Source organism: Marinobacterium weihaiense (assembly GCF_019061305.1).
GTDB classification, from domain to species: domain Bacteria; phylum Pseudomonadota; class Gammaproteobacteria; order Pseudomonadales; family Balneatricaceae; genus Marinobacterium; species Marinobacterium weihaiense.
The window spans coordinates 123,445-150,248 of the sequence record NZ_JAHQZT010000005.1; the positions used below are offsets into that span (position 1 = coordinate 123,445).

Annotated in this window: 23 protein-coding genes and 1 tRNA gene; 11 read left to right on the plus strand and 13 right to left on the minus strand. The window is 58.8% G+C overall.

Going from position 1 to position 26,804, the window contains the following annotated elements:
* Positions 1-4 precede the first annotated feature (4 nt).
* Together arsB and KTN04_RS05405 are read left to right on the plus strand one after the other, a co-directional pair.
* Positions 5-1,027 carry an ACR3 family arsenite efflux transporter gene (gene arsB / locus KTN04_RS05400; protein ID WP_217334195.1) on the plus strand — a complete coding sequence of 341 codons (1,023 nt, stop codon included), beginning with the start codon at positions 5-7 and terminating at the stop codon, positions 1,025-1,027.
* Positions 1,028-1,076: 49 nt separating this feature from the next.
* Complete coding sequence (locus KTN04_RS05405; protein ID WP_217334196.1) at positions 1,077-2,090, plus strand: ArsJ-associated glyceraldehyde-3-phosphate dehydrogenase; 1,014 nt, start codon at positions 1,077-1,079, stop codon at positions 2,088-2,090.
* On the opposite strand, the gene KTN04_RS05410 is transcribed toward KTN04_RS05405, so the two are convergent.
* A complete protein-coding gene (locus tag KTN04_RS05410) occupies positions 2,081-2,224 on the minus strand; it encodes a hypothetical protein (protein WP_217334197.1) in 144 nt (47 codons plus the stop codon). The genes KTN04_RS05405 and KTN04_RS05410 overlap by 10 nt on opposite strands.
* 559 nt (positions 2,225-2,783) lie before the next feature.
* On the opposite strand from KTN04_RS05410, the gene arsJ reads away from it, so the two are divergent.
* Both arsJ and KTN04_RS05420 read left to right on the plus strand, forming a co-directional pair.
* The gene (gene arsJ / locus KTN04_RS05415; protein ID WP_217334198.1) at positions 2,784-4,025 is read left to right on the plus strand and encodes an organoarsenical effux MFS transporter ArsJ; all 1,242 of its coding nucleotides are present in this window, start codon (positions 2,784-2,786) and stop codon (positions 4,023-4,025) included.
* 121 nt (positions 4,026-4,146) lie between these two features.
* Entirely contained in the window at positions 4,147-5,925 is a 1,779-nt protein-coding gene (locus KTN04_RS05420) for an SLC13 family permease (RefSeq protein ID WP_407659242.1), read from the plus strand.
* A gap of 35 nt (positions 5,926-5,960) precedes the next feature.
* Here KTN04_RS05420 and nhaB read toward each other — a convergent pair whose 3' ends face one another.
* Positions 5,961-7,466: a sodium/proton antiporter NhaB gene (nhaB, locus tag KTN04_RS05425; RefSeq protein WP_217334199.1), complete on the minus strand. Its 1,506-nt coding sequence runs from the start codon at positions 7,464-7,466 to the stop codon at positions 5,961-5,963.
* A 375-nt stretch (positions 7,467-7,841) separates the two neighbouring features.
* Between nhaB and KTN04_RS05430 the strand changes: the two genes are divergently transcribed.
* Both KTN04_RS05430 and KTN04_RS05435 read left to right on the plus strand, forming a co-directional pair.
* On the plus strand, positions 7,842-8,297 hold the full coding sequence (locus KTN04_RS05430) for an NfeD family protein (protein WP_217334200.1): 456 nt from the start codon (positions 7,842-7,844) through the stop codon (positions 8,295-8,297).
* Between the two features lie 33 nt (positions 8,298-8,330).
* Positions 8,331-9,191, plus strand: coding sequence for an SPFH domain-containing protein (locus KTN04_RS05435; RefSeq protein WP_217334201.1), 861 nt, complete (start codon positions 8,331-8,333; stop codon positions 9,189-9,191).
* A 3-nt stretch (positions 9,192-9,194) separates the two neighbouring features.
* Here the strand turns inward: KTN04_RS05435 and KTN04_RS05440 are convergent, their stop codons facing one another.
* The gene (locus KTN04_RS05440; RefSeq protein WP_217334202.1) at positions 9,195-11,441 is read right to left on the minus strand and encodes an EAL domain-containing protein; all 2,247 of its coding nucleotides are present in this window, start codon (positions 11,439-11,441) and stop codon (positions 9,195-9,197) included.
* 152 nt (positions 11,442-11,593) lie between these two features.
* Between KTN04_RS05440 and KTN04_RS05445 the strand changes: the two genes are divergently transcribed.
* Together KTN04_RS05445 and KTN04_RS05450 are read left to right on the plus strand one after the other, a co-directional pair.
* Entirely contained in the window at positions 11,594-12,568 is a 975-nt protein-coding gene (locus KTN04_RS05445; protein WP_217334203.1) for an amidoligase family protein, read from the plus strand.
* Positions 12,541-13,224, plus strand: coding sequence for a gamma-glutamyl-gamma-aminobutyrate hydrolase family protein (locus tag KTN04_RS05450; protein WP_217334204.1), 684 nt, complete (start codon positions 12,541-12,543; stop codon positions 13,222-13,224). Before KTN04_RS05445 ends, KTN04_RS05450 begins: the two co-directional genes overlap by 28 nt.
* A 23-nt stretch (positions 13,225-13,247) precedes the next feature.
* Here KTN04_RS05450 and KTN04_RS05455 read toward each other — a convergent pair.
* Positions 13,248-13,331 (minus strand) — tRNA-Tyr (locus tag KTN04_RS05455).
* Positions 13,332-13,768: 437 nt separating this feature from the next.
* Between KTN04_RS05455 and nrdA the strand changes: the two genes are divergently transcribed.
* From nrdA to yfaE, 3 genes are all read left to right on the plus strand, one after another.
* Complete coding sequence (gene nrdA / locus KTN04_RS05460; protein ID WP_217334205.1) at positions 13,769-16,033, plus strand: class 1a ribonucleoside-diphosphate reductase subunit alpha; 2,265 nt, start codon at positions 13,769-13,771, stop codon at positions 16,031-16,033.
* An 89-nt stretch (positions 16,034-16,122) separates the two neighbouring features.
* Positions 16,123-17,253, plus strand: coding sequence for a class Ia ribonucleoside-diphosphate reductase subunit beta (gene nrdB, locus KTN04_RS05465; protein WP_217334206.1), 1,131 nt, complete (start codon positions 16,123-16,125; stop codon positions 17,251-17,253).
* Between the two features lie 11 nt (positions 17,254-17,264).
* Complete coding sequence (yfaE, locus tag KTN04_RS05470; protein WP_217334207.1) at positions 17,265-17,531, plus strand: class I ribonucleotide reductase maintenance protein YfaE; 267 nt, start codon at positions 17,265-17,267, stop codon at positions 17,529-17,531.
* Positions 17,532-17,818: 287 nt separating this feature from the next.
* Here the strand turns inward: yfaE and nth are convergent, their stop codons facing one another.
* The 9 genes from nth to rsxA all read right to left on the minus strand — a co-directional run bounded on the left by nth (position 17,819) and on the right by rsxA (position 26,747).
* Positions 17,819-18,454 (minus strand): endonuclease III, encoded by a 636-nt coding sequence (gene nth / locus KTN04_RS05475; protein ID WP_217334208.1) that lies wholly within the window; start codon positions 18,452-18,454, stop codon positions 17,819-17,821.
* Between the two features lie 36 nt (positions 18,455-18,490).
* Entirely contained in the window at positions 18,491-19,465 is a 975-nt protein-coding gene (locus tag KTN04_RS05480) for a GGDEF domain-containing protein (protein WP_217334209.1), read from the minus strand.
* Positions 19,465-20,487: a response regulator gene (locus KTN04_RS05485; RefSeq protein ID WP_328515961.1), complete on the minus strand. Its 1,023-nt coding sequence runs from the start codon at positions 20,485-20,487 to the stop codon at positions 19,465-19,467. The genes KTN04_RS05480 and KTN04_RS05485 overlap by 1 nt, the downstream gene beginning before the upstream one ends.
* Before the next feature lie 89 nt (positions 20,488-20,576).
* Positions 20,577-21,278: an electron transport complex subunit E gene (locus KTN04_RS05490; protein WP_217334210.1), complete on the minus strand. Its 702-nt coding sequence runs from the start codon at positions 21,276-21,278 to the stop codon at positions 20,577-20,579.
* Positions 21,275-21,931: an electron transport complex subunit RsxG gene (gene rsxG, locus KTN04_RS05495; RefSeq protein ID WP_217334211.1), complete on the minus strand. Its 657-nt coding sequence runs from the start codon at positions 21,929-21,931 to the stop codon at positions 21,275-21,277. Before rsxG ends, KTN04_RS05490 begins: the two co-directional genes overlap by 4 nt.
* Positions 21,928-22,983, minus strand: coding sequence for an electron transport complex subunit RsxD (rsxD, locus tag KTN04_RS05500; protein ID WP_217334212.1), 1,056 nt, complete (start codon positions 22,981-22,983; stop codon positions 21,928-21,930). The genes rsxG and rsxD overlap by 4 nt, the downstream gene beginning before the upstream one ends.
* A 50-nt stretch (positions 22,984-23,033) precedes the next feature.
* Entirely contained in the window at positions 23,034-25,553 is a 2,520-nt protein-coding gene (rsxC, locus tag KTN04_RS05505; RefSeq protein ID WP_217334213.1) for an electron transport complex subunit RsxC, read from the minus strand.
* A complete protein-coding gene (rsxB, locus tag KTN04_RS05510; protein WP_217334214.1) occupies positions 25,553-26,152 on the minus strand; it encodes an electron transport complex subunit RsxB in 600 nt (199 codons plus the stop codon). Before rsxB ends, rsxC begins: the two co-directional genes overlap by 1 nt.
* A 13-nt stretch (positions 26,153-26,165) precedes the next feature.
* The gene (gene rsxA, locus KTN04_RS05515; RefSeq protein WP_217334215.1) at positions 26,166-26,747 is read right to left on the minus strand and encodes an electron transport complex subunit RsxA; all 582 of its coding nucleotides are present in this window, start codon (positions 26,745-26,747) and stop codon (positions 26,166-26,168) included.
* Positions 26,748-26,804: the final 57 nt, after the last annotated feature.

Genomic DNA, 26,804 nt, shown 5'->3' on the forward strand with positions numbered 1-26,804 from the left:
CACCATGGGCGTATTTGAACGTTATCTCAGTGTATGGGTGGGGCTCGCTATCCTGGCCGGCGTGGTGCTGGGCAACGCGGCCCCGGATCTGTTTACCCTGGTGGCCAGCTTCGAGTATGCCCATGTGAACCTGGTGGTGGCGCTGTTCATCTGGATCATGATCTACCCGATGATGGTACAGATCGATTTCAGTGCCGTCCGCAATGTAGGGCGCAAGCCCAAGGGGCTGATGCTGACGTTGGTGGTTAACTGGCTGATCAAGCCGTTTACCATGGCGGCCATGGGCTGGCTGTTTTTTCGGGTGTTGTTTGCCGGTTGGGTCGACCCGCAAAGTGCCGGCGAGTATATCGCCGGCATGATCCTGTTGGGGGTGGCACCGTGCACGGCGATGGTGTTCGTCTGGAGTCAGTTGACCAAGGGCGACCCCAATTACACCCTGGTACAGGTGTCCATCAACGATATTATCATGGTGTTTGCCTTCGCCCCGCTGGCGGCATTTTTGTTGGGTGTCAGCGATATTCATGTGCCCTGGGAAACGCTGCTGCTGTCGGTCGTACTCTATGTGGTGCTGCCGCTGGTGGCCGGTGCCTGGACCCGTCACCGGCTGGAAAAACAGGGTGATGGCCAGGCACTTGACGTGTTGTTGCACCGGCTCAAGCCCTGGTCGATCCTGGGGCTGCTGGCGACCGTGGTGCTGTTGTTCGGGTTCCAGGCCGAGACCCTGATTGGCCAGCCACAGACCATCGTGCTGATTGCCATCCCGCTGCTGATTCAGACCTACGGTATTTTCTTTCTGGCTTACCTGGCCGCCTATCGGCTGCGCCTGCCGCATCGGGTGGCGGCTCCGGCCTGCATGATCGGCACTTCCAATTTCTTCGAGCTGGCCGTGGCGGTGGCCATTTCCTTGTTCGGGCTGCATTCGGGCGCGGCGCTGGCGACCGTGGTCGGTGTGCTGGTGGAGGTGCCGGTGATGCTGTCGCTGGTGGCCTTTGCCAACCGGACTCGACACTGGTTTCCAGCGGCTTGATGCGGCGGAATAGCTGAGCTGGTTGTGCAACTGTTTTGAGGATATATCAATGACGATGAAAGTTGGTATTAACGGCTTTGGGCGCATGGGGCGTCTGACCATGCGCGCGCTGTATTACCTGGCGGATGATGTTGAGGTCGTGCAGATCAATGACCCGGCCGGTGATGCGACAACATTGGCGCACCTGATGAATTTCGATTCGGTGCATGGCCGCTGGCGTCATGAGGCGGAAGCTGAAGCGGGCAAGATCATCGTGGATGGCCAGCACACTCTAGTGATTGGCAACAAGGCGATCAGTGATACCGACTGGTCCGGCTGCGATCTGGTGATCGAAGCGTCCGGCAAGATGAAGACTCGGGCGCTGTTACAGGCTTATCTGGATCAGGGCGTGAAGCGGGTGGTGGTGACCGCGCCGGTGAAGGAAGAGGGTGTGCTCAATATCGTGATGGGCGTGAACGATGATCTGTACGACCCCGAGCAGTATCCGATCGTCACGGCCGCATCCTGCACCACCAACTGTCTGGCCCCGGTGGTGAAGGTGATCCATGAGCAGCTGGGCATCAAGCACGGTTCCATGACCACCATTCACGATATCACCAACACCCAGACCATTCTGGATGCGCCACACAAGGATCTACGCCGAGCCCGCGCCTGCGGCATGAGTCTGATTCCCACCACCACCGGCTCCGCCACGGCGATCACGCATATCTTCCCGGAACTGAAGGGCAAACTGAACGGTCATGCGATCCGCGTGCCCCTGGCCAATGCCTCGATCACCGACTGTGTCTTCGAAGTTGAGTGCGAAACCTCGGTGGATGAGGTCAACGCACTGTTGAAGCAGGCGGCCGAAGGGGAGCTGCAGGGCGTGCTTGGTTACGAAGAGCGTCCGCTGGTGTCGATCGATTATCGTACCGATCCACGTTCCAGCGTGGTCGATGCCCTGTCCACCATGGTGGTGAATGGCACCCAAGTGAAACTCTACCTCTGGTACGACAACGAGTGGGGCTATGCCAACCGTACGGCGGAACTGGCGCTGAAGGTTGGACGGCTGGATCAGGCGTAATCATGCTGGTTGCTGGTTGCTGGTTGCTGGTTGCTGGTTGCTGGTTGCTGGTTGCTGGTTGCTGGTTGCTGGTTGCTGGTTGCTGGTTGCTGGTTGCTGGTGCCGCCGGCCAAAGGCAGGCCTTCCGGTGACACGCAATTGGCATCCATGCCGCTCGACGGCGCCGTCCCTGGCGCCGACGGTCACCGGCAGGCCTGCCTTCAGCCTCTGATAGTTTGGCTGCGAGGCTCCAGGCGGGCCTGAATTTGGCACTCAGGTTGTTGAGGGCACCGGGTATCCGATAGCCGGCCGTTGGACGCCATGGATGGCGTCCATCGAGCGAACAGGGAGGTGACAGCGCGTCGGATAGCGTATGCGCGGTGACCGCTTCAGCCATGAGGGTGGCCTCCGCCCAAAGGCGAACCTCCCGATGACGCGCAATTGGCATCCATGCCGCTCGACGGCGCCGTTCCTGGCGCCGACGGTCACCGGCAGACCTGCCTTCAGCCTCTGATAGCTTGGCTGCGAGGCTCCAGGCGGGCCTGAATTTGGCACTCAGGTTGTTGAGGGCACCGGGTATCCGATAGCCGACCGCTGGACGCCAGGGATGGCGTCCATTGAGCGAACAGGGAGGTGACAGCGCGTCGGATAGCGGCTACCCAGCGGCCGACACGCCAAAAGTTTTGAATACCGAATCCATACAATGAACGAGCAATGACCATGCTGAGCCAGCTTTCCCCCGCCATTCGCCAGTACTTGGTGGTGACCGGCAACTACTGGGCCTTTACCCTGACCGACGGTGCCTTGCGCATGCTGGTGGTGCTGCATTTCCATGGGCTGGGCTACTCGCCGCTGGAGATTGCCCTGCTGTTTCTGTTCTACGAAATCTTCGGGGTGATGACCAACCTGGTTGGCGGCTGGCTTGGCGCTCATCTGGGGCTGAATCGCATCATGAATATCGGTTTGGGCCTGCAGGTGGTGGCGTTGGCGATGCTGCTGGTGCCGCCTGCCTGGCTGACGGTGCCCTGGGTGATGACGGCACAGGCGCTGTCGGGAATCGCCAAGGATCTGAACAAGATGAGCGCCAAAAGCTCGATCAAGCTGCTGGTACCGTCGGATGCACAGGGCACGCTCTATAAGTGGGTGGCGATCCTGACCGGCTCCAAGAATGCGCTCAAGGGAGCGGGCTTTTTCCTTGGCGGTGCCTTGTTGATGGGGCTGGGATTTGCCGGTGCCGTGGGGGCCATGGTCGGTGCACTGACATTGGTTTGGCTGCTCAGTCTGGTGCTGCTGAAAAAGGATCTGGGCAAGGCGAAAAACAAGCCGAAATTCCGCGATATCTTCTCCAAGAGCGGGGCGATCAATATCCTCTCCGCCGCGCGAATGTGTCTGTTCGGTGCCCGTGATGTCTGGTTCGTGGTGGCCCTGCCGGTGTTTCTGTCGCAGACACTGGGCTGGACTCACACGCAGACAGGCGGCTTCCTGGCGCTCTGGGTGATCGGCTATGGCCTGGTGCAAGCGATGGCGCCGAGGATTACCGGCAAGGCCGCCGGGCGGGTGCCGGAGGGCCGTGTAGCGACCGTATGGGCAGCGGGGCTGGCCGTATTGCCGGTGCTGATCGCGTTGGGACTTATGGCAGGGTTCGATCCGGCCTGGACGCTGATCGGTGGTCTGCTGCTGTTTGGTGCTGTATTTGCGATCAATTCATCGCTGCATAGTTACCTGATCGTCAGCTATGCTGGCAGTGATGGCGTGTCGCTGGATGTGGGCTTTTACTACATGGCTAATGCGCTGGGGCGCCTGATCGGTACGCTGTTGTCGGGGTGGGTGTTTCAGCTGTCGGGGCAGGGCAGCAGCGGGCTGCAGGCCTGCCTGTGGATCTCGGCGGGAATGCTGGCGTTGACGGTACTGGTCTCGCTGGGGTTGCCACGGCGACAGCCGTTTTCAATGGGGTGAGCGAGTGGGCAAAACAGCTCTTCATATTTCCATATCGTCTAGATTTGTTAATATTTATTCTTTTATGGAATCAAAATAACCCTGTATCTTAGTGGCTTTTATTTGGATACGGGTTATCGCTGTGGAGTGGCAAGGCTGGTTCGCACTGGGTTCTATGTTGGCGGCGCTGGCGGTTCTGGTTCTGACGCGGACCGGTCCGCACATCGTCATGATGGCAGTACTGGCGCTGCTCAGTATCAGCGGCGTCCTGACTCCGAATGAGGCGTTGGCAGGGTTTGCCAATTCCGGGTTGATCACCGTGGCCTGCATGTTTGTGGTCGCGGCCGGTATTCACTCTTCCGGCGGTGTCGATCTGCTGGTGCACAAGGTGCTGGGGCGACCCGAGGGCGTGCGAGGGGCGCTGGGGCGCATTTTTGCACCGGTGGTTCTGCTCAGCGGTTTCCTCAACAACACGCCGGTGGTTGCCACCATGATCCCGGCCATTCACGCCTGGTCGCGCAAGATCAACGTGCCGGCTTCCAAATTGATGATTCCACTGAGTTACAGCGCCATTCTGGGCGGCACGCTGACGCTGATCGGTACCAGCACCAATCTGGTCGTGAACGGCCAGTACCAGCAGCTCACCGGCGAGGCAGGCCTGTCGTTGTTCTCCATTACGGCGGTGGCGCTGCCGGTGGTGCTGGTGGGGGTGCTGTTCATCTGGTTGGTGTTCCCGCGCATGTTACCGGACCGCAGCGACAAGCGGGCATTTGCCAACCTGCGTGAATTTACCCTGGAAGTTGCGGTGGCGCCGGATGGCCCGCTGGTGGGCCAGACGGTGGAACAGGCCGGGCTGCGCAGCTTGGACCGGGTGTATCTGGTCGAGATCGAGCGCAAGGGCAATATCGTCACGGCCGTATCTTCGGAAGAGAAATTGCAGGGCGGTGACCGCCTGGTCTTTGCCGGCGATACCGAGGCCATTTCGGACCTGCTACGCATCAACGGCATCGTGCCCTCACCGGAAAACGGACATTCCGACACCCTCAATCAGGATCGGGCCGAGCGCTGTCTGGTCGAGGCGGTGGTCTCGACGCACTGCGATGCCGTGGGGCATGCCATTCGGGATGCCCGCTTTCGTGATCGCTATGGCGCGGTGGTGCTGGCCGTGGCCCGCAGCGGCGAGCGTATCCAGGGCAACCTGGGCAATATTCGTCTGGAAGCCGGCGATACCCTGCTGCTGGAAGCGCGCCCGGCCTTTGTCAGCCGTCAGCGCTACAACAAGGACTTTCTGCTGATCAATGATCTGGACAAGACCCAGCCGCGCCATGAGCGTGCCTGGCTGGCCTGGGGCATTTTGGCCGCGGTGGTTTTGGCCGCGGGCACCGGGCTGGTCAGCATGCTCAATGCCGCACTGGTGGGTGCGGGGTTGATGGTAGTGACCGGCTGTTGCAACGTGGCCCAGGCGGAGAAAAGCCTGGACCTGACGGTGATCCTGACCATTGCCGCATCCTTTGCGTTGGGTGCTGCGCTGCAGAAAACCGGAGTGGCCACCTTTCTGGCCGATGGCATCCTTGACTTGAGCGCGGGTACGCCCTGGCTGCTGTTGATCTTGACCTACCTGGCGGTGTCGGTGTTGACGGAGATGATCACCAACAATGCGGCCGCGGTGCTGATGTTGCCGATCGTGCTGGAGGTAACGGAAAAGGCGCAGTTGAACCAGGAACCCTTCATTTTTGCCATCATGATCGCGGCCTCGGCCAGCTTTGCCACGCCGCTGGGCTATCAGACCAACCTGATGGTGTATGGCCCCGGTGGCTATCGCTTTACCGATTTTCTCAAGGTCGGGGTGCCGATGAACCTGCTGGTGGCGGTCGTGACGCTGACGACCCTGTTGCTGGGGTGGCCGCTGGTACGGGGGTGAAATCGGAGCCGAAGTGGTCTTCGGCTCCGTGCCGGTCAGGTAAACAGAATGACCGAGATCAGGCCGACGCTGCCCAGTACCAGAGTGTAGGGCAGTGCCATGATGACCATGCGGCCGTAGGACAGTCGTACCAGGGGGGCAATGGCCGAGGTCAGCAGAAACAGGAAGGCTGCCTGACCGTTAGGCGTGGCGACACTGGGCAGGTTGGTGCCGGTGTTGATGGCGATGGCCAGCTGGTCGAAGTGGGCCCGCGTAATGTCACCGGCATCCAGCGCCTGCTTCACTTCACTGATATACACCGTGGCGACAAACACGTTATCGGAAATCATCGACAGCAAGCCGTTGGCAAGGAAAAACATGCCCGGCTGTTGTTCCGGCGGCAGTGACAGCACCCAGGTGATGATCGGCGAAAACAGATGCTGTTCGTGGATCACGGCCACGATGGCAAAAAAGACCACCAACAGCGCCGTGAAGGGCAGCGCTTCCTCAAAGGCCTTGCCGATCTGATGCTCGTCGGTCACGCCATTGAAAGACGTGATCAGGATGATCACCAGCAGCCCGGTCAGGCCGACCTCCGCCAAATGCAGGGCAAGGCCCACCACCAGCACTGCAGCCGCAAGCGCCTGCACGATCAGGGCCGCCTTTTGTGCCTGGGTGCGTCTGGCGCGTTCCGCTTCGGCAAATTCCTTCAGTACCTGTAGCACCGGGCGCGGCAGCTTGGCGCCATAGCCGAACAATTGCAGTTTCTCCAGTACCACGCAGGTTAACAGGCCGGCGGCGAGAACCGGCATCGAGACCGGCGCCATCAGCAGGAAGAATTCGGCAAAATCCCAGCCGGCCGTCTTGGCGATCAGCAGGTTCTGCGGCTCACCTACCAGCGTGCAGACGCCGCCCAGCGCGGTGCCGACGGCACTGTGCATCAGCAGGCTGCGCAGAAAGGCACGAAACCCTTCCAGGTCGCTACGGTGCAGGTCGACGACGTCATGATCGGACACAGGATTATGGTCCTTGTGCTGATGCCCCTTGCCGGACGCGACCTTGTGATACACCGAGTAGAATCCCACGGCCACGCTGATGATGACGGCCGTTACGGTCAGGGCATCGAGAAATGCGGACAGCAGCGCCGCGGTCATGCTGAACAGCAGCGCCAGCAGGTACTTGGAGCGCACGTGCAGCAGAATATTGGTGAACGTCACCAGCAACAGGCTTTTCATGAAATAGATCCCGGCTACCATGAACATCAGCAGCAGGATGACCGGGAGATTGGTTTCCACCTCATGGTACAGGGCTTCGGGGCTGGTCATACCCAGCAGCAGGGCTTCGGTCGCCAGCAGTCCGCCGGGCAGCAGCGGGTAGCACTTGAGCGCCATGGCCAGGGTGAAGATGAACTCGCCGATCAGCAGCCAGCCGGTAACCTGGGGGCCGAGCGTCCAGAGTGCAACAGGGTTGATAACAAGGAAGAGTACAATCAGCTGCTTGTACCAGGCAGGGGCAGAGCCCAGAAAGTTGTGCGCAAAGGCACTCATACTGGTTGTGGGCATGACAACGGTCTCATGTGTCCGCCGGACGGGCGGAAATATTGTTATTGGTGTAGAAACCGGCTCGCGGGCCGTGGTCGACGACCCGACGGGAGGCGGCCTGTTCCGGTACAGGCCGAGGAGGCGGAAGCTCCAGCGCTGCGGGGGCGCATGGGGAGTCGTGCAGGGTGTATCAAGCGCAGGAACCTGATCAACCTGAAGCCTGTTGCGGATAGAGCGTGCACTCTAGCATGAGGCCAAGAGGCGTTATATACGACAACAGGCTAAGGGGTCGAATGGCGGCCATGCCTGCTGCCAAAGTGCTGTCCGTAATCCTGAATCGACCCCGGGGGGAGAGTGCTGCATAATCCTCGTACACAATCTGCACAGGGAGATGTCATGGCGTTTCAGATCGAGTACTGGCACTGGGTGGTGTTCGGCATGTTGCTGATCATGGCTGAGCTGGTGGTGCCCAGCTTTACCATTTTCTGGTTCGGCCTGGGGGCGCTGTTGATAGCTGCGTTGCTGTGGCTGATGCCTGAGCTGGGCATGAGTGTCCAGCTGGTGGCCTGGGCGGTTGGTTCAAGCCTGTTTGCGCTGGCCTGGTTCAAGCTGCTGCGACCGATGATGGCAGATCGCACCAAGGCGGGGATTGCCCGCGAAGCCGTGCTGGGCGAAACCGGCCAGGTCATTCTGGCTCCTCAGCCGCCGCGCCGGGGGCAGGTCCGTTTTTCCACGCCGGTACTGGGGGATGATGAATGGGAGTTTATTTGTGAAGAACCCGTTGCCATCGGTGATCGGGTGATGATCACTGAAATTTCGGGCAACACGCTGATTGTGAAAAAGCGCGGCTGATGGCTGCACAACTTTGAAGAAAGGAGTTCGAATATGATGATCGACGGACTGACCATGGCTGGCGTTTTTCTGGCACTGGTTGTGGTAACCCTGTTTCTGGGGGTCAAGACGGTCCCCCAGGGCAGCAAACATGTTGTACAGCGCCTGGGTAAGTATCACCGCACACTGGGGCCGGGTCTGAACGTGATATTTCCCTATATCGACAGTGTTGCTTACAAGGTCACCACCAAGGATATCGTGCTGGATATTCCCTCTCAGGAGGTGATCACGCTGGATAACGCGGTCATCATTGCCAATGCGGTGGCCTACATCAATATCGTCTCGCCGGAAAAGGCCGTGTACGGGGTTGAGGACTACAGCCTGGCGATCCAGAACCTTGTGCAAACGTCGCTGCGTTCCATTGTCGGCGAGATGAGCCTGGATGAGGCGCTGTCCAACCGGGATCAAATCAAGGCCAAGCTCAAGGGCGCGATTTCGGACGATATCTCGGACTGGGGTATCACGCTGAAGACCGTTGAAATCCAGGATATTAACCCGTCGCAGACTATGCAGATGGCGATGGAAGAGCAGGCCGCTGCCGAGCGTCAGCGCCGGGCCACCGTGACCCGTGCCGATGGGGAAAAGGCTGCGGCCATTCTGGAAGCTGAAGGGCGCCTGGAGGCGTCGCGCCGGGATGCGGAAGCCAAGGTTGTACTGGCCCAGGCAAGCCAGTCGGCGATCGAGAAGGTAACCTCGGCCATTCAGGGCAACGAGCTGCCGGTGATGTACCTGCTGGGTGACAAGTACGTAGAGTCGATCAAGGAAATGTCGCAAGGCGAAAACGCCAAGATCGTGTTGTTGCCCGGTGATATCCCGGCGGCCGTCCGTGGCATCATGGGTGGGCTGGGCAAGTAAGTGTCAGATTTCCCAGGCCGGTTCCGTTTCGGTCTGGCTTTGCCGGTACAGCTGCGCAAGCTCGGGTGCCGGCACCGGGCGGCTGAATAGGAATCCCTGGTACTGGTGGCAGCCGAATTCGGCCAGCAGTGCCAGCTGTTCGGTTTGCTCGACGCCTTCGGCCGTCACTTTCAAGTTCAGATTTTCGGCCATCGAAATGATGGTGCGGCAGATGACGGCGTCATCCTGGTCAATGCTGATTTCGCGCACGAAGGATTGGTCGATTTTGAGCTTGTCCAGCGGAAAACGTTTCAGATAACTGAGGCTGGAGTAGCCGGTGCCAAAGTCGTCGATGCTCAGGTGGACACCCATGCGGTCGAGCTGACGGAGCAGGTCAACGGTAGCATCCACGTGCTTCATCAGGAGGCTTTCGGTTAGCTCCAGCTCCAGCTGATCCGGCTCCAGTGTGTGTCGTTCCAGTATCTGTGCAACGCGATCGCAGAAACCGGGGTCTTCCAGTTGCAGTGCGGAGAGGTTGACCGATACGCGCAGCCTGATACCTTCACGCTGCCAGCGTTGCATCTGGGCACAGGCTTCTTCCAAGACCCAATTGCCGATATCGCCAATCAAGCCACACTCTTCTGCCAGTGGAATAAAGCAGCCGGGCGACACCAGGCTGTGGCCGGGGCGATTCCAGCGGATCAGGGCTTCGGCACCATCGATGCGACCCGTGCGAATATCCACTTGGGGTTGGTAGTGCAGTTCAAACTCGCCATGCTGCAGGGCATGAAACAGCGCATTTTCGAGTGCCACGCGCTCAAGCTGCTCACGGTCCAGCTGCGGGTTGTAGAAATGGAAACGATTACGGCCGTTGGCTTTGGCGCGATACATGGCTGCATCGGCGTGCTGGATCAGTGTTTGGGGGGTGGTACCATCATCCGGAAATAGGGCGATGCCGGTACTGCAGGAAAGACGCTGCTCATGTAGGCCGGTGTTGATGTGAGGCTGCAAGGACTGTTGCAGTGACCTGACGAAGGTTTCCACCTGAGTGTGATCATAGATGTCGGGTAACATGATGACAAATTCGTCCCCGCCCATGCGGGCAACGGTCTGGATGCCGCTGACGGCCTGGCGCAGGCGCTCTGCAAGGGTTTGCAGCAGCATGTCGCCTTCGTGATGTCCCATGGAATCATTGACATGCTTGAACCGGTCCAGGTCAATGAATAGCACGGCCAGGCGATGCCCCTCGCGCTCCGCTCGCGCGATCTGTTCCTCCAGGCGCTGTTCGAACAGGGTGCGGTTGGGCAGCCCGGTCAGTCCGTCGTGCTGGGCCAGATGGCGAATCCGCTCTTCTGCCAGCTTGCGTTCCTCGATCTCCCGGTGCAGGTCGTCGACGACCTGCTTTAGTCGCTGTGTGCGTTCTTCCACCCGCTGTTCAAGGGCCTGGTGGGCCTGCAGCAGGGCCTGTTCGCTGGCTTTGCGTTCGGAAATGTCCATCATGATCCAGATAGACCCCTGGCGCAGATCATCCGGCACGATGGCTTTGCTGCGCACATCACACCAGATCAGGCTGCCGTCCTTGCGCAACAGCTGAATCTCGGCACGAAAGGCTTGGCCGCGTGCCAAAATGTCGCTGTAATACCGGCCGGCGATTTCCCACTGGGCTGGGTCCGGATACCAGATGCGTGTGCTTTGACCAATGAGCTCGCGCATCTCGTAGCCAAGCATGTCTGCAAAGCGATGGTTACAGCTGGTGATCTGGCGGTCATGTAAAAACAGTATGCCAACCATGGCATGGTCGAGGATCAGTTGCTGCTGATAGGTCAGGGCCTTGAGCGCGTCGTCGGCACGGCGTTGCTGGTCGATATCTTCCACAATCCAGATGGACCCGCGTGCGGGGTCTTCGGGATCAACCATTTTGCCAGTCAGGCGACACCAAAAGAGGCTGCCATCACACCGCTGCATGCGGGCCTCGGTTCGGAAGCGCCGGCCCTGAGCCAGTATCGGGTAGGCTTCGCGCCCAATGCGGTCATGACTGTCGTCGTCCGGGTAATGTGCGCGACTGGACAGACCCTGGATCTGGGCGGGGGAGTCGTAGCCGTAAAGTGTGGCGTAGTGATCGTTGCAGCGCTGAACCTGGCGGTTCAGGATAAAGCAGATACCGACACCAGCATTGTCCAGAATGATCTGCTGCTCGTTCAGCAGACGGAGCATGCGTTCGGGGCTGGCCGAAAGCTGCTCTGACAGGAACTCGTTATTATCGTTATTCATCAGAGTACTGCATCAAGAGTGTAAGGGCTCTTATCAAGGCTATCATGGTTTTGGGGTGGCCAGCATTACACCAATGACTGACTTTTCAGCGGAGATGAATTTCATGGCCGTTCATGCGAAGGTCGGAGCCTGGAGTAAAGGGGAGAGCATCTATGAGTCGATACCGACAACCGCCTCACCGCATGTGTGCCGATGGCCGTGCACGTCGCGTGGGGTTTGAACTGGAGTTTACCGGGCTGACGTTTGAGCAGGCCCGGCAAACGATACAGGCGGTACTTCAGGGCCAGGAAACGCGTATCTCTCCGGTCGAGACCGTCATTGAAACCGACCTGGGGCGCTTTGGCCTGGAGTTGGACTGGGCGCTGCTGAAACAGGTTGCAAAGGAATATGCCGATGTCCCCGTGACACCGGACTGGCTGGAGGGCGTCAGCCGTATGGCGGCTCGGGTGGTGCCGGTTGAGTTGGTCTGCCCGCCTCTGGCCTTGCAGGATTTCAACGTGCTGGATACGCTGGTGACACGCCTGCGCCGGACCGGAGCTCAGGGGACCGATGATTCACTGATTGCCGCACTGGGCGTACATATCAACGCCGAACTGCCGGACGTGAAGGTCAGTACCATCAATGCCTATCTCAAGGCCTACAGTCTGTTGCAGTGGTGGCTGGTGGATGCCCACGCCGTCAACTTGGCACGTAAGGTTTCCCCCTATGTGGACCTTTATCCGCAGGCCTATGTCGATCAGTTGTTGCAGCAGCCCGATGATGACCGAGACAGGTTGTTCGAGCTCTATCTGACACACAACAATACCCGTAACCGTGCCCTGGACCTGCTGCCACTGCTGGCCCATCTGGATGAAGCACGTGTGCGTGCCCATGTAGATGATGCGCGTATCAAATCACGACCGGCACTGCATTACCGCTTGCCCAATTGTGAAATCGATCGCGCCGACTGGGACTTGGCTGACGAATGGAATACTTGGTGGATGGTCGAGCGCCTGGCAGCAGATACCGACGGCATACAGGTGTTGTCACAGCATTGGCAGCAGCGATCTGCCGGTCTGCTGGGTGTCAATCGTTCCGAGTGGGTACAGGAGGTAAGTCAATGGCTGAACGACCGCGGGTGGCTGTAACCGGCAGCAGTCGGCGCTGGTCGCCGTCCTGGTGGTGCACGCGTCTGGCGCTTTGGCTGGTTGGTGCTGAAGCGGTGCGTGTCAGCGTGCGCCATCCGGTGCCTGAACATAGCGTGGCTGCACTGGTGATCGGTGGTGGCGATGATATCAGTCCCGAGCACTATGATGGCGACCTGAGCATGCCGGTGCGTACAGATCCGGAGCGCGATCAGCTGGAGATGCGCTGGATCAGCCACGCGCTGGCGACAGGCATGCCCATGCTGGGTATCTGCAGAGGAGCGCAGTTGATCAATGTGGTACTCGGCGGGCAGTTGCACCAGGATCTGAGAGCGCTGCGCCGCCTGACCTACAACCGTCCCGGTCTGTTGCCGACCAAGCAGGTTCAGCTAGCCCCTCGAAGTCACATGGCAAAGGTTTGCAAGCGTGAACGACTGCGGGTGAACAGTCTGCACCACCAGGCCGTGCGCAGCTCCGGCCGAGGGCTGAAAGTAGTGGGACGAGACCTGGATCAGATCGTGCAAGGGTTTGAATCCGAGGATGAGCCGATACTGGGCGTGCAGTGGCACCCGGAGTATTTGTGGTATTTGCCGTCTCAACTAAGGCTGTTTCGCTGGCTGGCAACAACCGCCAGGCAACAAAAAAGCCCCGCTGATTGAGCGGGGCTTTTTTGAGAATTCGATGGTGGTGGGAGGTGGATTCGAACCACCGAAGCTTGCGCGTCAGATTTACAGTCTGATCCCTTTGGCCACTCGGGAACCCCACCACATTGGCTGCGCATTTTAGACATCCCGTTACGGCTTGTAAACCCCTGTTGGCCCGTCTGGAGTGGCCGAGAGGCTTATGCTTGATTTTCATGTGCTAAGCCTAAGGCATGAAAAAAACTCTTGTTGAAAAGAGCATGGCAAAAGCGACGCCAAGCCCTCATAATGCGCGGCTTTCAGGGTAAGTGCTCTCTCGGGTTACACCTGAAAGCGTAAGAAATCAAGATTGAAATCCTCGGGCTAATATCTATATTTAGTGCCCTGTAACCGATCCCGCACTATATCTTGTGTTTTTTCAACAAAGTGACCCCAACAGGCGTTTTCTCCGTATCTCGCCTTTTGTTACTGGTTCTGAAATGTTGCACACAGGGACGAGCAGGGAACGGGGCCCAGACGGGTTTCACGTATTATCAATGACAGAACTGGAAGAGCGTGCACAATGCAGCAAGATCTGATGGTTACCAAGCGCGATGGTCGGCGTGAGCAGATCGACCTTGAAAAAATCCATCGTGTAATTATCTGGGCCTCTGAAGGGCTCGAGAATGTATCGGTATCACAGGTTGAGTTGAGTGCGCATCTGCATTTTTATGACGGCATCAAGACGTCCGATATCCATGAAACGCTGATCAAGTCAGCGGCAGATCTGATTTCTGAAGAAGCGCCGGATTATCAGTACTTGGCAGCACGCTTGGCTGTGTTCCACCTGCGAAAGCGAGCCTTCAATGACTTCGAACCGCCGCACCTGTACGACCACGTCGTCAGCATGGTGGAGCAGAAACGCTATGACCGCCACCTGCTGGAAGACTACAGCCGCGAAGAATTCGATGTGCTGAATGCCTACCTGGACCATGGCCGTGACATGAATTTCAGCTATGCCGCAGTCAAGCAGCTGGAAGGCAAGTACTTGGTGCAGAACCGCGTCAGCGGCCAGATCTTTGAAAGTCCGCAGCAGCTGTACATGCTGGTGGCGGCCTGTCTGTTTGCAAACTATCCACGTGAAACGCGCCTGGGTTACGTCAAGCGATTTTATGACGCCTGCTCACTGTTCAAGTTGTCGCTGCCGACTCCGATCATGGCCGGTGTGCGCACGCCGACGCGCCAGTTCAGCTCCTGTGTGCTGATCGAGACCGATGATAGCTTGGACTCGATCAATGCCACGGCGGCGGCAATCGTCAAATACGTATCCCAGCGTGCCGGTATTGGCATCAACGCCGGCCGTATTCGTTCCATCGGTAGCCCGATCCGTAACGGTGAAGCCTTCCACACCGGCTGCATTCCGTTCTACAAGCATTTCCAGACGGCGGTGAAATCCTGCTCGCAGGGCGGGGTGCGCGGCGGTGCCGCCACGTTGTTCTACCCGATCTGGCACCTGGAAGTAGAATCCCTGCTGGTGCTGAAAAACAACCGCGGTGTTGAAGAGAACCGTGTGCGTCATATCGACTACGGCGTACAGATCAACAAGCTGATGTACCAGCGTCTGATCAAGGGTGGCAACATTACCCTGTTCAGCCCGCATGATGTACCGGGTCTGTATGATGCCTTCTTTGCCGATCAGGACGAGTTCGAGCGTCTGTACCTGCAATACGAGCAGGACGAATCGATTCGCAAGAAAACCATCAAGGCGGTCGAACTGTTCGGCCTGATGATGTCCGAGCGTGCCTCGACCGGTCGCATCTACGTGCAGAACGTGGACCACTGCAATACTCATAGCCCGTTTGACCCGAGCGTGGCACCGGTGAAGCAGTCCAATCTCTGTCTGGAAATTGCGCTGCCGACCAAGCCGCTGAACGACGTCAACGATCCGGAGGGTGAAATCGCTCTCTGTACCCTGTCGGCCTTCAACCTGGGCGCGCTGGAAAATCTGGACGAGCTGGAAGAGCTGTCCGACCTGATCGTGCGTGCGCTGGACAGCCTGCTGGACTACCAGGACTACCCGATCCCGGCGGCACGCAACGCCACCATGTCGCGTCGCACCCTGGGCGTGGGCGTTACCAATTTTGCCTACTACTTGGCCAAGCATGGCGTGAAATACTCCGATGGCAGTGCCAATGGTTTGGTGCACCGCACCTTTGAAGCAATCCAGTACTATCTGCTCAAGGCCTCTAACCAGCTGGCCAAGGAAGTGGGGGCCTGTCCGAAATTCAACGAGACCACCTACGCCAAGGGCCTGTTGCCAATCGACACGTACAAGCGTGATGTCGACAGCTACTGTGAAGAGCCGCTGCATTACTTCTGGGAGACGCTGCGCGAAGATATCCGTGAATTCGGCCTGCGCAACAGTACCCTGACTGCGTTGATGCCCTGTGAAACCTCCTCACAGATCACCAACTCCACCAATGGCATCGAGCCGCCGCGTGGCTTCGTATCGGTGAAGGCGAGCAAGGACGGCATCATGAAGCAGGTCGTGCCCGAGTACCTGGAGCTCAAGGATGCCTATGAGCTGCTGTGGAACATCCCCAGCAACACCGGTTATCTGCAGCTGGTGGGTATCATGCAGAAGTTCGTTGACCAGTCGATCTCGGCCAACACCAACTATGACCCGTCCAAGTTCACCAGTGACAAGGTGCCGATGAAACAGCTGCTCCAGGATCTGCTGACTGCGTACAAGTACGGTGTGAAGACGCTGTACTACCACAACACTCGCGACGGCGCCTCGGATCAGGCCGATGACGGCGGCTGTGAAGGTGGCGCCTGCAAGCTCTGATTGCAGGTCTGTTTCAGCTCCAATGTTAACGCGCCTCCCCGGTTCTTGCCGGGGAGGGTCGGCAAGTTTTGTTCAGGAACACGCGACTCATGTCATATTCTACTTTCAGCACGAGCAACCACGATGCAACGCGCGAGCCGATGTTTTTCGGTCGTTCAGTGAATGTGGCCCGTTATGACAAGCAGAAGTACCCGATTTTCGAAAAGCTGATCGAGAAGCAGCTGTCCTTTTTCTGGCGCCCGGAAGAGGTCGATCTGACCAACGATCGCAAGGACTTCATGGACATGCCGGACCATGAACGCCACATCTTTCTGAGCAACCTGAAATACCAGACCCTGCTGGATTCGGTGCAGGGGCGTTCGCCCAACATCGCCTTCCTGCCGGTGGTTTCGCTGCCGGAACTGGAAACCTGGTTCGAAACCTGGGCATTCAGCGAGACGATTCACAGTCGCTCCTATACCCACATCATCCGCAACATCATTACCGAGCCTTCCGAGGTGTTCGATACCATCGTCACCAACCCGGAAATCATCAAGCGTGCCGAGGCAGTGACTCGCCTGTATGACGAGTTCATCCAGCTGGTCAACGTTTACAGCCTGTATGGTCCGGGCGTGCACCGCATTGAAGGTGAAAGCTACGATGCCAGCCTCTACAACCTGAAGAAGAAGCTGTACCTGACATTGGTATCGGTGAACGTGCTGGAGGCCATTCGCTTCTATGTTAGCTTTGCCTGCTCCTTTGCCTTTGCCGAGCGAGCGCTGATGGAGGGCAATGCCAAAATCATCAAGCTGATTGCCCGCGACGAGGCGCTGCACCTGACCGGGACGCAGCACATGATCAACCTGATGGCATCCGGTGCCGACGACCCGGATTTCAAGCAGATTGCTGCCGAGTGTGAAGAGCAGGTCTACGATATCTTCCGTGAAGCCGCGCAGCAGGAAAAGGATTGGGCCGAGTATCTGTTCAGTGAAGGCTCCATGATTGGTCTGAACGCCCGTATCCTGGGCGACTATGTCGAGTATATTACTAACGTGCGCATGAAGGCGCTCGGGCTGAACGAGCTGTTTCCGCCCCGTCAGAATCCGCTGCCCTGGATGAATGGCTGGCTGGTCAGCGATAACGTGCAGGTGGCGCCGCAGGAAGCCGAGATCAGCTCCTATCTGGTGGGTCAGATCGACAATGATGTCGATACGGATGACTTCGACGGCTTTGATCTGTAATTGAGGTGACCATGTCCGGCATTCCGCGCGTCAAGGTCAACGACTATCACACCTTTTACTACCAGTACGAATTCTCGCTGCTGGATGCCCTGGAGGCGCAGAATATTCCGGCACCGTATAACTGTCGTGGTGGCTATTGTGGCTGTTGCAAGGTGAAGCTGGTAGCCGGTGCCGTGGAGCAGGTACAGGACAATCTCGTGGATCTTCAGGAGGGCGAGATTTTGACCTGCTGTAGCCGGCCCAAGACCCATATCGAGATTGAGCTGCCCGATGACTGACGGTGTAGTTCTGTGCCATTGAAACGTGGAAAAGCGCCTTGACAAGGCGCTTTTTTTTCGGCTTGTACACATGGCTGATCAGGCGTCGCCAGCATCGGTGCATAACCACAAATGAAACAGTCTCGTAATCCTATTGACATATATAAGCCATTGTTTTTATTGCATTTTATGCAAAACTGTTCATTTTTTTTACAATTCGCTGAAAGCCTTGAAATACGCTGTCTGGCGCCGGTATTCCAAACTCTATCCACTATTTTATCCACAGATTCTGTGAGTAAGCATCAGGCTCAGATTTCGGTCTTTTCCTTGTACTCACACAGGTCCTCAATCACACAGGCACCGCAGCGTGGTTTGCGTGCCGTACATACGTATCGGCCATGCAGAATCAGCCAGTGGTGTGCATCGATCAGGAAAGGTTTGGGTACAAAGCGCAGCAGCTTCTTCTCGACTTCCAGCACGGTTTTGCCCGGTGCGATGCGGGTTCGGTTCGAGACACGGAAGATATGCGTGTCCACTGCCATGGCCGGCTGGCCGAAAGCCGTGTTCAGCACGACGTTGGCGGTCTTGCGCCCGACGCCCGGCAGTTTTTCCAGCGCTTCGCGGGTTTGCGGTACCTCGCTGTTGTGCAGCTCGATCAGCATGCGGCAGGTCTTGATGACGTTTTCGGCTTTGGTATTGAACAGGCCAATGGTCTTGATGTGCTCCTTGATGCCCTCAACCCCTAGGGCCAGCATGGCCTCGGGCGTATTGGCAACAGGGAATAGCTTGCGGGTCGCCTTGTTGACACTGACATCCGTGGCCTGTGCCGACAACAGCACGGCGATCAGGAGCTCAAAGGGAGAGTTGTACTCAAGCTCGGTTTTGGGGTTGGGGTTCTGAGCCTGCAGGCGGGCGAAGATCTGGTATCGTTTGTCGGCGTTCATGGTTGCGCACGGCGGCTGTTATGAATGAGCCCGATATTATTCCAGATCCTCAATCAGGGTGGTACGGTTTCGCCCGCTGGATTTGGAGTGATATAGCGCTTCATCGGCCGCGCGCATCCAATCCTCGTGGGATTGGTGTTCATTGCTCACCTGCGCAATGCCCAGGCTGATGGTAAAGCGGATCCGGTGGGGGCCGTGTTGTACTTCAAGTGCTTCCACGGCTTGGCGGACACGCTCGGCAAACACGCGTGCATTGTCCGCGCTGGTGTTGACCAGCAGGGCACCAAATTCCTCGCCACCGTAGCGGCCCGGCAGGTCACTGCTGCGAGCATGGTCACGCAGCAGGGCTGACAGGGCGCGGATGACCTCGTCACCAGCTTGATGTCCGTAGCTGTCATTGATTTTCTTGAAATGGTCGACGTCCATCATCACCAGGCTGGAAGGCGTCTGGGTACGGCGGAAGCGTTCATATTCCCGGCTCAGGGAGTCTTCCCAATGGCCCCGGTTGGCCAAGCCGCTGAGCTTGTCGGTGCGGCTGAGGGTTTCCAGTTCCGCATTGGCGCGGCGCAGCGCCTGCTGGCTGACGGCAACAGCGGTCATGTCATAAATGATCACGCCGACATGATCGATGGTGCCGTTGGGCGATGACAGTGGAATCAGCGTCGCATTCTGGTACATGAACTCCGCCGTGCCGGTGATCGGGTGGTGCGGCTTAAAGCGGAACAGATAGTCGCGTTCTTCCCAGGTGATGAAGGCGCGATTGCGCAGCAGAAACACGCTGTCAAGCTTGCGCTTGAACCAGTCGACGGGGAAATTGGTGAACAGGGTTTCCAGCTTCTTGCCACGGGCCGCGGTATCGCTGATACCAGAATGATTGCTCATGAAACTGTTCCAGAGTACCACCTGGTGGGACCGGTCCAGCACCATCAACCCGACGTCCAGATGCTGCAGCAGGCCCAGCTGCCAGTGAAATTCATCCATGGTGACAACGGGCTCGGAAAGATTGGTCATTACAGGTGGCTCGTCAGTTCGTTGAGTTTGGGCAGCGAGTCTTCCGTGAACAGCAGCAGCAGATCGCAGTTAACCGCCAAGCCTTCAATTCGGTAGCTGATATCGATGCTGAGAATGCGTTCCTGACGGTTGCGGTGTGATGTTTGTGTTGGCAGGTCTGCCATCAGCAGTGGCGAACTCTGGCTGAATGTCATATCCAGCTGTTGCCCCAGGCCGTTCAGGAAGGCACCAATCAGCACATTGGCAATTTCCATGGTCAGCTCGCGCTCGATTAGCGCGTTGAGTTCACCCTGATGACGCAGCAGGTGTGCCAGCTGGTTGATCTGGGTGCCCGTGAGCATCAACAGCGCTTCGCCGCAGATGCCCTGAGCTACAAACCCCTGACAGACCGTGGTCAAGTCGCTTTGGCTGAGGGCTTGCTGCATGGCCATATCCAACTCGCCATATTCGAGTAATTTGACGCTGGGAATGGGCAGTTCGATGAAGGTATTGAGCAGTTGTGCCAGCAGGTCAGCGGCCTGGCCCATGGCCACATTGGCCAGCTCCTGGTAATGCTCCTGCAGTGACAGGGTTTCACTGATGACACCAGGCGCAGGGGCCGGTGGTGCAGCGGTTACCGGTACTGTGACGGCGGCGGCCGGACGCTCCAGTTCTTCCAGCAGGCCAAAGGCACGCAGGGACTGGCGCAGTTGCTCCATGTCGATCGGCTTGCGGATGAAGTCGAGTGCACCCAGTTGACGAACGCGCTCGCGGGCTTCGGGCTGAATATCGCCGGACACCACAAGGGTCAGAATGGGCAGATCTTCACGACGAATGCGCTCCAATACCTCATAGCCATCCAGCAGTGGCATGTTGAGGTCTAGAAACAGGAGTTCGCCCTTGCCGGCACGAACGGCTTCCAGCGCTTCCAGGCCTTGGGTGGCATGGGTGATGTCCAGATTCCATTGTGCCAGTGCACGTTCCATCTGCTTGCGCGCCAGGCGCGAGTCATCACAAATGATGACCGGTAAGGGATTGCCCACCTTGGCTCCTGCGGTTGTATTTGGGTACACGGATTAACTTTGAGGTTAATCAAAACCGCCGCGTGATACAACCAGCAGTTGCCGCAGGTTTATCCTGTCACGCGTACGCGCTTGCTGACGGCCGGTTCGGCAGGGGCCTGCGCCTTGCGTCGGCGTTCGGCGCGCGCATCAAACACGTTTTTCAGGGCGATCAGCAAGCCAAGCCCAACAAAGGCGCCCGGCGGCAGGATAGCAAACAGGAAGCCGGGATAATCCGTGAAAATCACCAGCTCCCAGGTGCGTGCCGCTTCACCGAACAGCAGGTGCATGTTGTTGAACAGGGCACCGGTGCCCAACAGTTCGCGCATGCCGCCCAGCACCACCAACACCAGGCTGAAGCCAATACCCATCATCAGGCCGTCCAGCACCGAGGCGCGCACCGGGTTCTTGACGGCAAAAGCATCGGCGCGGCCCATGATGGCGCAGTTGGTCACGATAAGTGGGATAAAAATGCCAAGAATCAGGTATAGCTCATAGGTCAGCGCCTGCATGACCAGCTCGATTGCGGTTACGAAAGACGCGATAATCATCACGAAAATGGGCAGTCGTACGGTTTCCGGTACCAGCTTGCGGAACAGGGACACCGTCAGGTTCGAGCTAACCAATACCAGGGTACTGGCCAGGCCGAGGCCCAGGGCATTCACGACCGATGCGGTCACGGCCAGCAGGGGGCAAAGGCCCAGCAGCTGTACCAGGGCGGGGTTGTTGTGCCAGAGGCCGTCCAGCGTAATCTTGCGATAATCGACGCTCATCGGGGTGCTCCTGCAGCGGTGGGCTGCGCTGATGCGGTCACCGGCGTCAGTAGACGCTCGCGGTGGGCGCGAAAGAATTCAATGGCGCGTGCGGTAGCGCCAACGATGGCACGGGGGGTAATGGTCGCGCCGGTAAACTGATCAAACCGGCCGCCGTCTTTTTTGACGGCCCAGTCATCATCGCCGCTCATGGCCATTTCAGCGCCGTTGAACGACAGAATCCAGTCCGACTTTTCCAGCTCGATCTTGTCACCCAGTCCGGGGGTTTCCTTATGGCTCAGCACGCGGACACCGGCCAGACTGCTGTCAGCATGGATGCCCACCAGCAGCTCGATATCACCGCTGTAGCCGTCCGGCGCCACCACCGGCATCAGCACCGTGGTGACTTGGTCATTCTGAATCGCCTGGTAGATTTCGGCGGGCGCGTCCAGCCCCAGTTCAGGGGCCTGCAGGTAGAGGCGATGATCAATCAGGTTCGGGTCCACCGACTGTGGCACGATCTCGAACAGGGCGCGGGCCTGGAATTCAGCCTTGTTGTGGCGAATCTGTTCACGGGTGGCCAGCTGGGTAAACGCGATAACGGCTGAGGTGACAATGGCAAAGAGGCCGATGGCCAGTGCATTGCTGCGAATCGCGGCGATGATATCGTTCATGCCTTGCCTCCCTGTCCCTTGTTGGCTTTCTGGTGGCCGTAACTGCGTGGTTGCGAGTACAGATCGATGAAAGGCGCCGCTAGGTTCATCAGCAGTACGGCGAAGGCTACGCCGTCGGGGTAGTTGCCCCAGGTGCGAATGATGAAAATCAGCACGCCGATGCCGGCCCCGAAGATGATGCGGCCGCGGTTGCTGGTCGCACTGGAAACCGGGTCGGTGATGATGAAGAAGGCGGCCAGCATGGTGGCGCCGGTACTCAAGTGGAAGAAGGGCCCGGCGTAGTTGTCCGGATCGTAGCCGTAGAACATGGCCGAGCAGATGGCCAGCGCCAGCAGCATGGAGATCGGCGCGTGCCAGGTGATGATCTTGCGGTACAACAGAAACACGCCGCCCATCAGCCAGGCTGCACTGACCGCATGCCAGGCCCCGATGCCTTCCGACAGCACCCGAGACTGGCGCCAGGCTTCTTCGTTAGTCAGGCCGCCTCGATGGCGCAGTTCATCCAGCGGCGTGGCACCGGTGAAGCTGTCATACCAGACCGTTTCAACAGAACCGAATATGGCCGCCAGGGTGTCGGTGAAGGAGGCGATCTGCCAGCCATCGCCGTTGAGCACAAAGGGGGCGCTCCAGCGTGTCATTTCAACCGGAAAGGAGATCAGTAGCAGGGCATAGGCCACCATGGCCGGGTTGAACGGGTTCTGACCCAGCCCACCGTACAGGTGCTTGGCAATGGCAATTGCGACGATAACGCCCACGCCCGTGACCCACCAAGGTGCAAAGGGAGGAATGGCCACCGCCAGCAGCAGTGCTGTCACCAGGGCGCTGCCGTCGCGCAGGTAAAACCCGATCGGGCGCTTGCGCAGCTTGAGAATGGCGGCTTCCAGCGTGACGGCGAGCAGGCCGGCCCAGGCAATCTGGATCAGCGTGCCCCAGCCGAAGAACACGGTCAGGGCAATGATGCCGGGCAGGGTTGCCAACAGTACCAGCCGCATAACGTTGGCGGTGCTGTTGGCCTTGTAGACATGAGGTGAACTCATCCGGATCAGTGACATGTGTAATTCGATCCCGTTATCGACAAAAAGGGGTGCAAGCAGCCATGGCGTCAGGCCGGCTCATGCTGCTTGAGCGTTGTGTTCAGGTTTTCGGCCTTGTCGCGCGCGGCGGCCAGTTCTGCCTCCAGGCTGGCACGTTCGTCATTGGCCTCGGATTTGGCCAGGCTGCGTTCCAATTTGGTGACGGCGGCGCGGGCCATGGCGGCATCGATCTTGAGCTGCTTGAGGTCGACCCCCTGAGCGGCAGCCGCGTCCAGTTGGGCCTGCTCGGCGGACTTGAAGGCCTTGTCTGCCTCGGCATGGCGCTGACGCAGTTCCTCCAGCGCCTGTTCAGCCTGGCTACGGGCTTCACCTTCCAGACCCGCCAGCGCCGTTTCGGCCTTCTTGATCTTGGTGCGCATGATCGACACCTGCTGCTTCAGCGCTTTCAGGTCGACCGGAACGGGCTGGTTCACGGGGGCCTCGGTTGCACCGGCAGAGGCTTCGGCATCCTTGTAGGCCTTGTCCGCCTCTTCTGCTTTTTGCTCCAGTGTGGTGACGGTTGCGCGTAGCTTGTCGAGGCCCTCCAGGCCCTTGTCCTCGGCGTTTTTCAACGCATCGCGGGCCTTTTTCAGCTTGGTGCGGGCTACGGCTGCTGCGGTTTTCAGCTGCTTGAGGTCCGGCCCGGTTGTGCCTGCAGCAGCACCGGATTCGGCCTGTTCAAACGCCTGCTGTGCCTGGTCGGCACTGGCCTGGGCGGCCTTGAGCGCGGCTTCCAGCGCGGACAGGTCGCCTTCACCGCTGTCGCGGGCCGCATCCAGTGCCTTCTGCGCCTTTTTCAGCTTGGTACGGGCGACGGCGGCGGCCGTCTTCAGCTGTTTGGTATCGATGTTTGCAGCGGTCGGCTTGACTCCTTCGGCTTTTTCAAGCGCCTGTTGTGCCTGTTCAGCACTGGTGTGGGCAGCCTGCACGGCCGCTTCCAGCGCTGGAATGTCACCGTCACCGCTGTCGCGGGCCGCATCCAGTGCCTTCTGCGCCTTTTTCAGTTTGGTGCGGGCCACGGCCGCTGCGGTCTTTAGTGCACTGATATCCTGGGTTGGCTCAGTCGCCACACCGCTGCTCTCTGCGCTCTTGCGTACCTTCTGGCTACGTGCAGCTTCTTCGGCACGCGCCTTGCGGCGCTCCTCCTTCTCGGCCTTTTCGCGCTCGAGGCGTGCCTGGCGTGCCTCAAAGCGGGCCCGGGCGTGGTCGGATTTGCGCTGTTCGGCTTCCTCGGTGCGAATCTCCGATTTGGCAAAGCGGTAATACTGCACCAGTGGAATGCTGCTGGGGCACACATAGGCACAGGCGCCACACTCGATGCAGTCGAACAGGTTGTGTTGCTTGGCCTTGTCGAATTCCCGGCCCTTGGCAAACCAGTACAACTGCTGCGGCAGCAGCTCGGCCGGGCACACCTGCTCACACATGCCGCACCGAATGCAGGGCTGTTCGGGTGGGGCTGGCGGCATCTCGTCGATGCTGGCAGCAATGATGCAGTTACTGGTCTTGATGACCGGAATCTGGTCATGCTCGACGGTCACACCCATCATCGGGCCGCCCATTACCAGTCGGTACAGCTTGTTCTCGTATACATGCGCAGCATCAAGCAGGTCGCCAAAGGGTGTACCGATAAGGGCTTCCAGGTTCTGCGGCTGGGCCACGGCATCACCGGTTACTGTGACGATACGTGAAATCAGCGGCTCGCCGAACGTGACGGCACGGTATACAGCGCGCACGGTGCCGGGGTTCTGGCAGACAATGCCGATATCGGCCGGAATGCCCCCGCTGGGCACTTCCAGGCCGGTCAGCAGCTTGATCAGCTGACGCTCGCCGCCGGATGGGTACTTGGTGGGCACCACCCGGATATCGATATTCAGCTCACAGCCCTTGAGCGCGGCCTCCAGCGCATGAATCGCCTGGGGCTTGTTGTCCTCAACCCCTATGATTACATGGCTGGGTTTGAGCAGATGGCTGATGATGCGGATACCGCCGAGGATTTCATCAGCGCGTTCACGCATCAGCATGTCATCCGCGGTGATGTAGGGCTCGCACTCGGCCGCGTTGATGATCAGCGTGTTGACGATGTGATCATCGCCCAGGTGCAGTTTCACATCCGTCGGAAAGCCGGCGCCGCCCATGCCGGCGATGCCGCACTGGCGGATATGGTCGATCAGCTCGGCGGGTTCAAGGCGGGTGTAATCGCCCAAGCCCTGGTGTTCGATCCACTGGTCACGGCCATCCGACTCGATGCAGATGCAGTCCGAATCCAGACCGGAGGCATGGGGAACCGGGTGCGGACCTATGGATACTACGGTGCCGGATGTCGGTGCATGAAGGCCAGCACTGATGCGGCTGACCGGCTCGGCAATAAGCTGGCCCTTCAGGACCTGCTGGCCTACGTCCACTACCGGGCTGGAGGCCATGCCGATATGCTGTTGCAGCGGCAGGTACAGACGCTTGGGCAGCGGCACCGGGCGAATGGGCGTGCGTGTCGACTGCTTCTTGTTTTCCGGCGGGTGAATGCCGCCATGAAAGGCGAATACCTTGCCCATCAGTGCGCCTCCTGTTGCTGCAGTTCGCCACGGCCACGGTCGGTGGCAATCAGACCCGGCGCTTCGGCCGGTGCCGGCCACTTCCAGTTGGCAATGGTGGTTTCAATCGGAATCATGTCGATACAGTCCACGGGGCAGGGTTCCACGCACAGATCACAACCGGTGCATTCGTCGGTGATGACCGTGTGCATCTGCTTGGCGGCGCCCAGAATGGCGTCCACCGGGCAGGCCTGAATGCACTTGGTGCAGCCGATGCACTCGTCTTCGCGGATAAAGGCCACCATCTTGGCCTGCTCTTCACCGTGCTCGGCATCCAGCGGCACGGCTTCCACATCGAGCAGGTCGGCGAGGGCATCAATGGTGCTTTGGCCGCCCGGCGGGCACTTGTTGATGGCATCTCCGTTGGCGATGGCTTCGGCGTAGGGGCGGCACCCCGGATAGCCGCACTGACCGCACTGAGTCTGCGGCAAGAGGCCGTCGATCTGGTCAACAATGGGGTTGCCTTCCACCCGAAACCGGACGGAGGCATAGCCCAGGATGATGCCGAACACCACCGCCAGGCCAAACAGAATCAGGATTGCAGTAATAACAGTGGTCATTGCACACTCCGCCTCAGAACTGCACGAGGCCGGCAAACCCCATGAACGCCAGTGACATCAGGCCGGCCGTAACCATGCCGATGGCGGCGCCACGGAAGGGAACGGGTACATCCGCCACGGCGATGCGCTCACGGATGGCCGAGAACAGAACCAGTGCCATGGAAAAGCCGACTGCGGCACCAAAGCCGTAGGCGATGGATTCGAGAAAGCCGTTCTGTTTCTTGATGTTGAGCAGGGCGACACCCAGCACGGCACAGTTAGTGGTGATCAGCGGCAGAAAGATGCCCAGCAGCTTGTACAGCATGGGACTGGTCTTATGCACTACCATTTCGGTGAACTGGACCACCACGGCAATCACCAGAATGAAGGCGATGGTCTGCAGGTACTCCAGCCCGAACGGCTGCAGCAGGGCTGAATACACCAGATAACTGCACACCGATGACAGCGTCAGTACAAAGGTGGTGGCCAGTGACATGCCCATGGCCGTTTCCAGCTTGTTGGACACGCCCATGAAGGGACAGAGTCCCAGAAACTGTACCAGTACGAAGTTGTTCACCAGAACGGTGCTGATCAGGATGAGCAGAAAATCAGTCATAGCCCCTGTCATTGCCTCGGCCACTGCAGAAAAAACCTGCAAGGCGTATTAGATTCT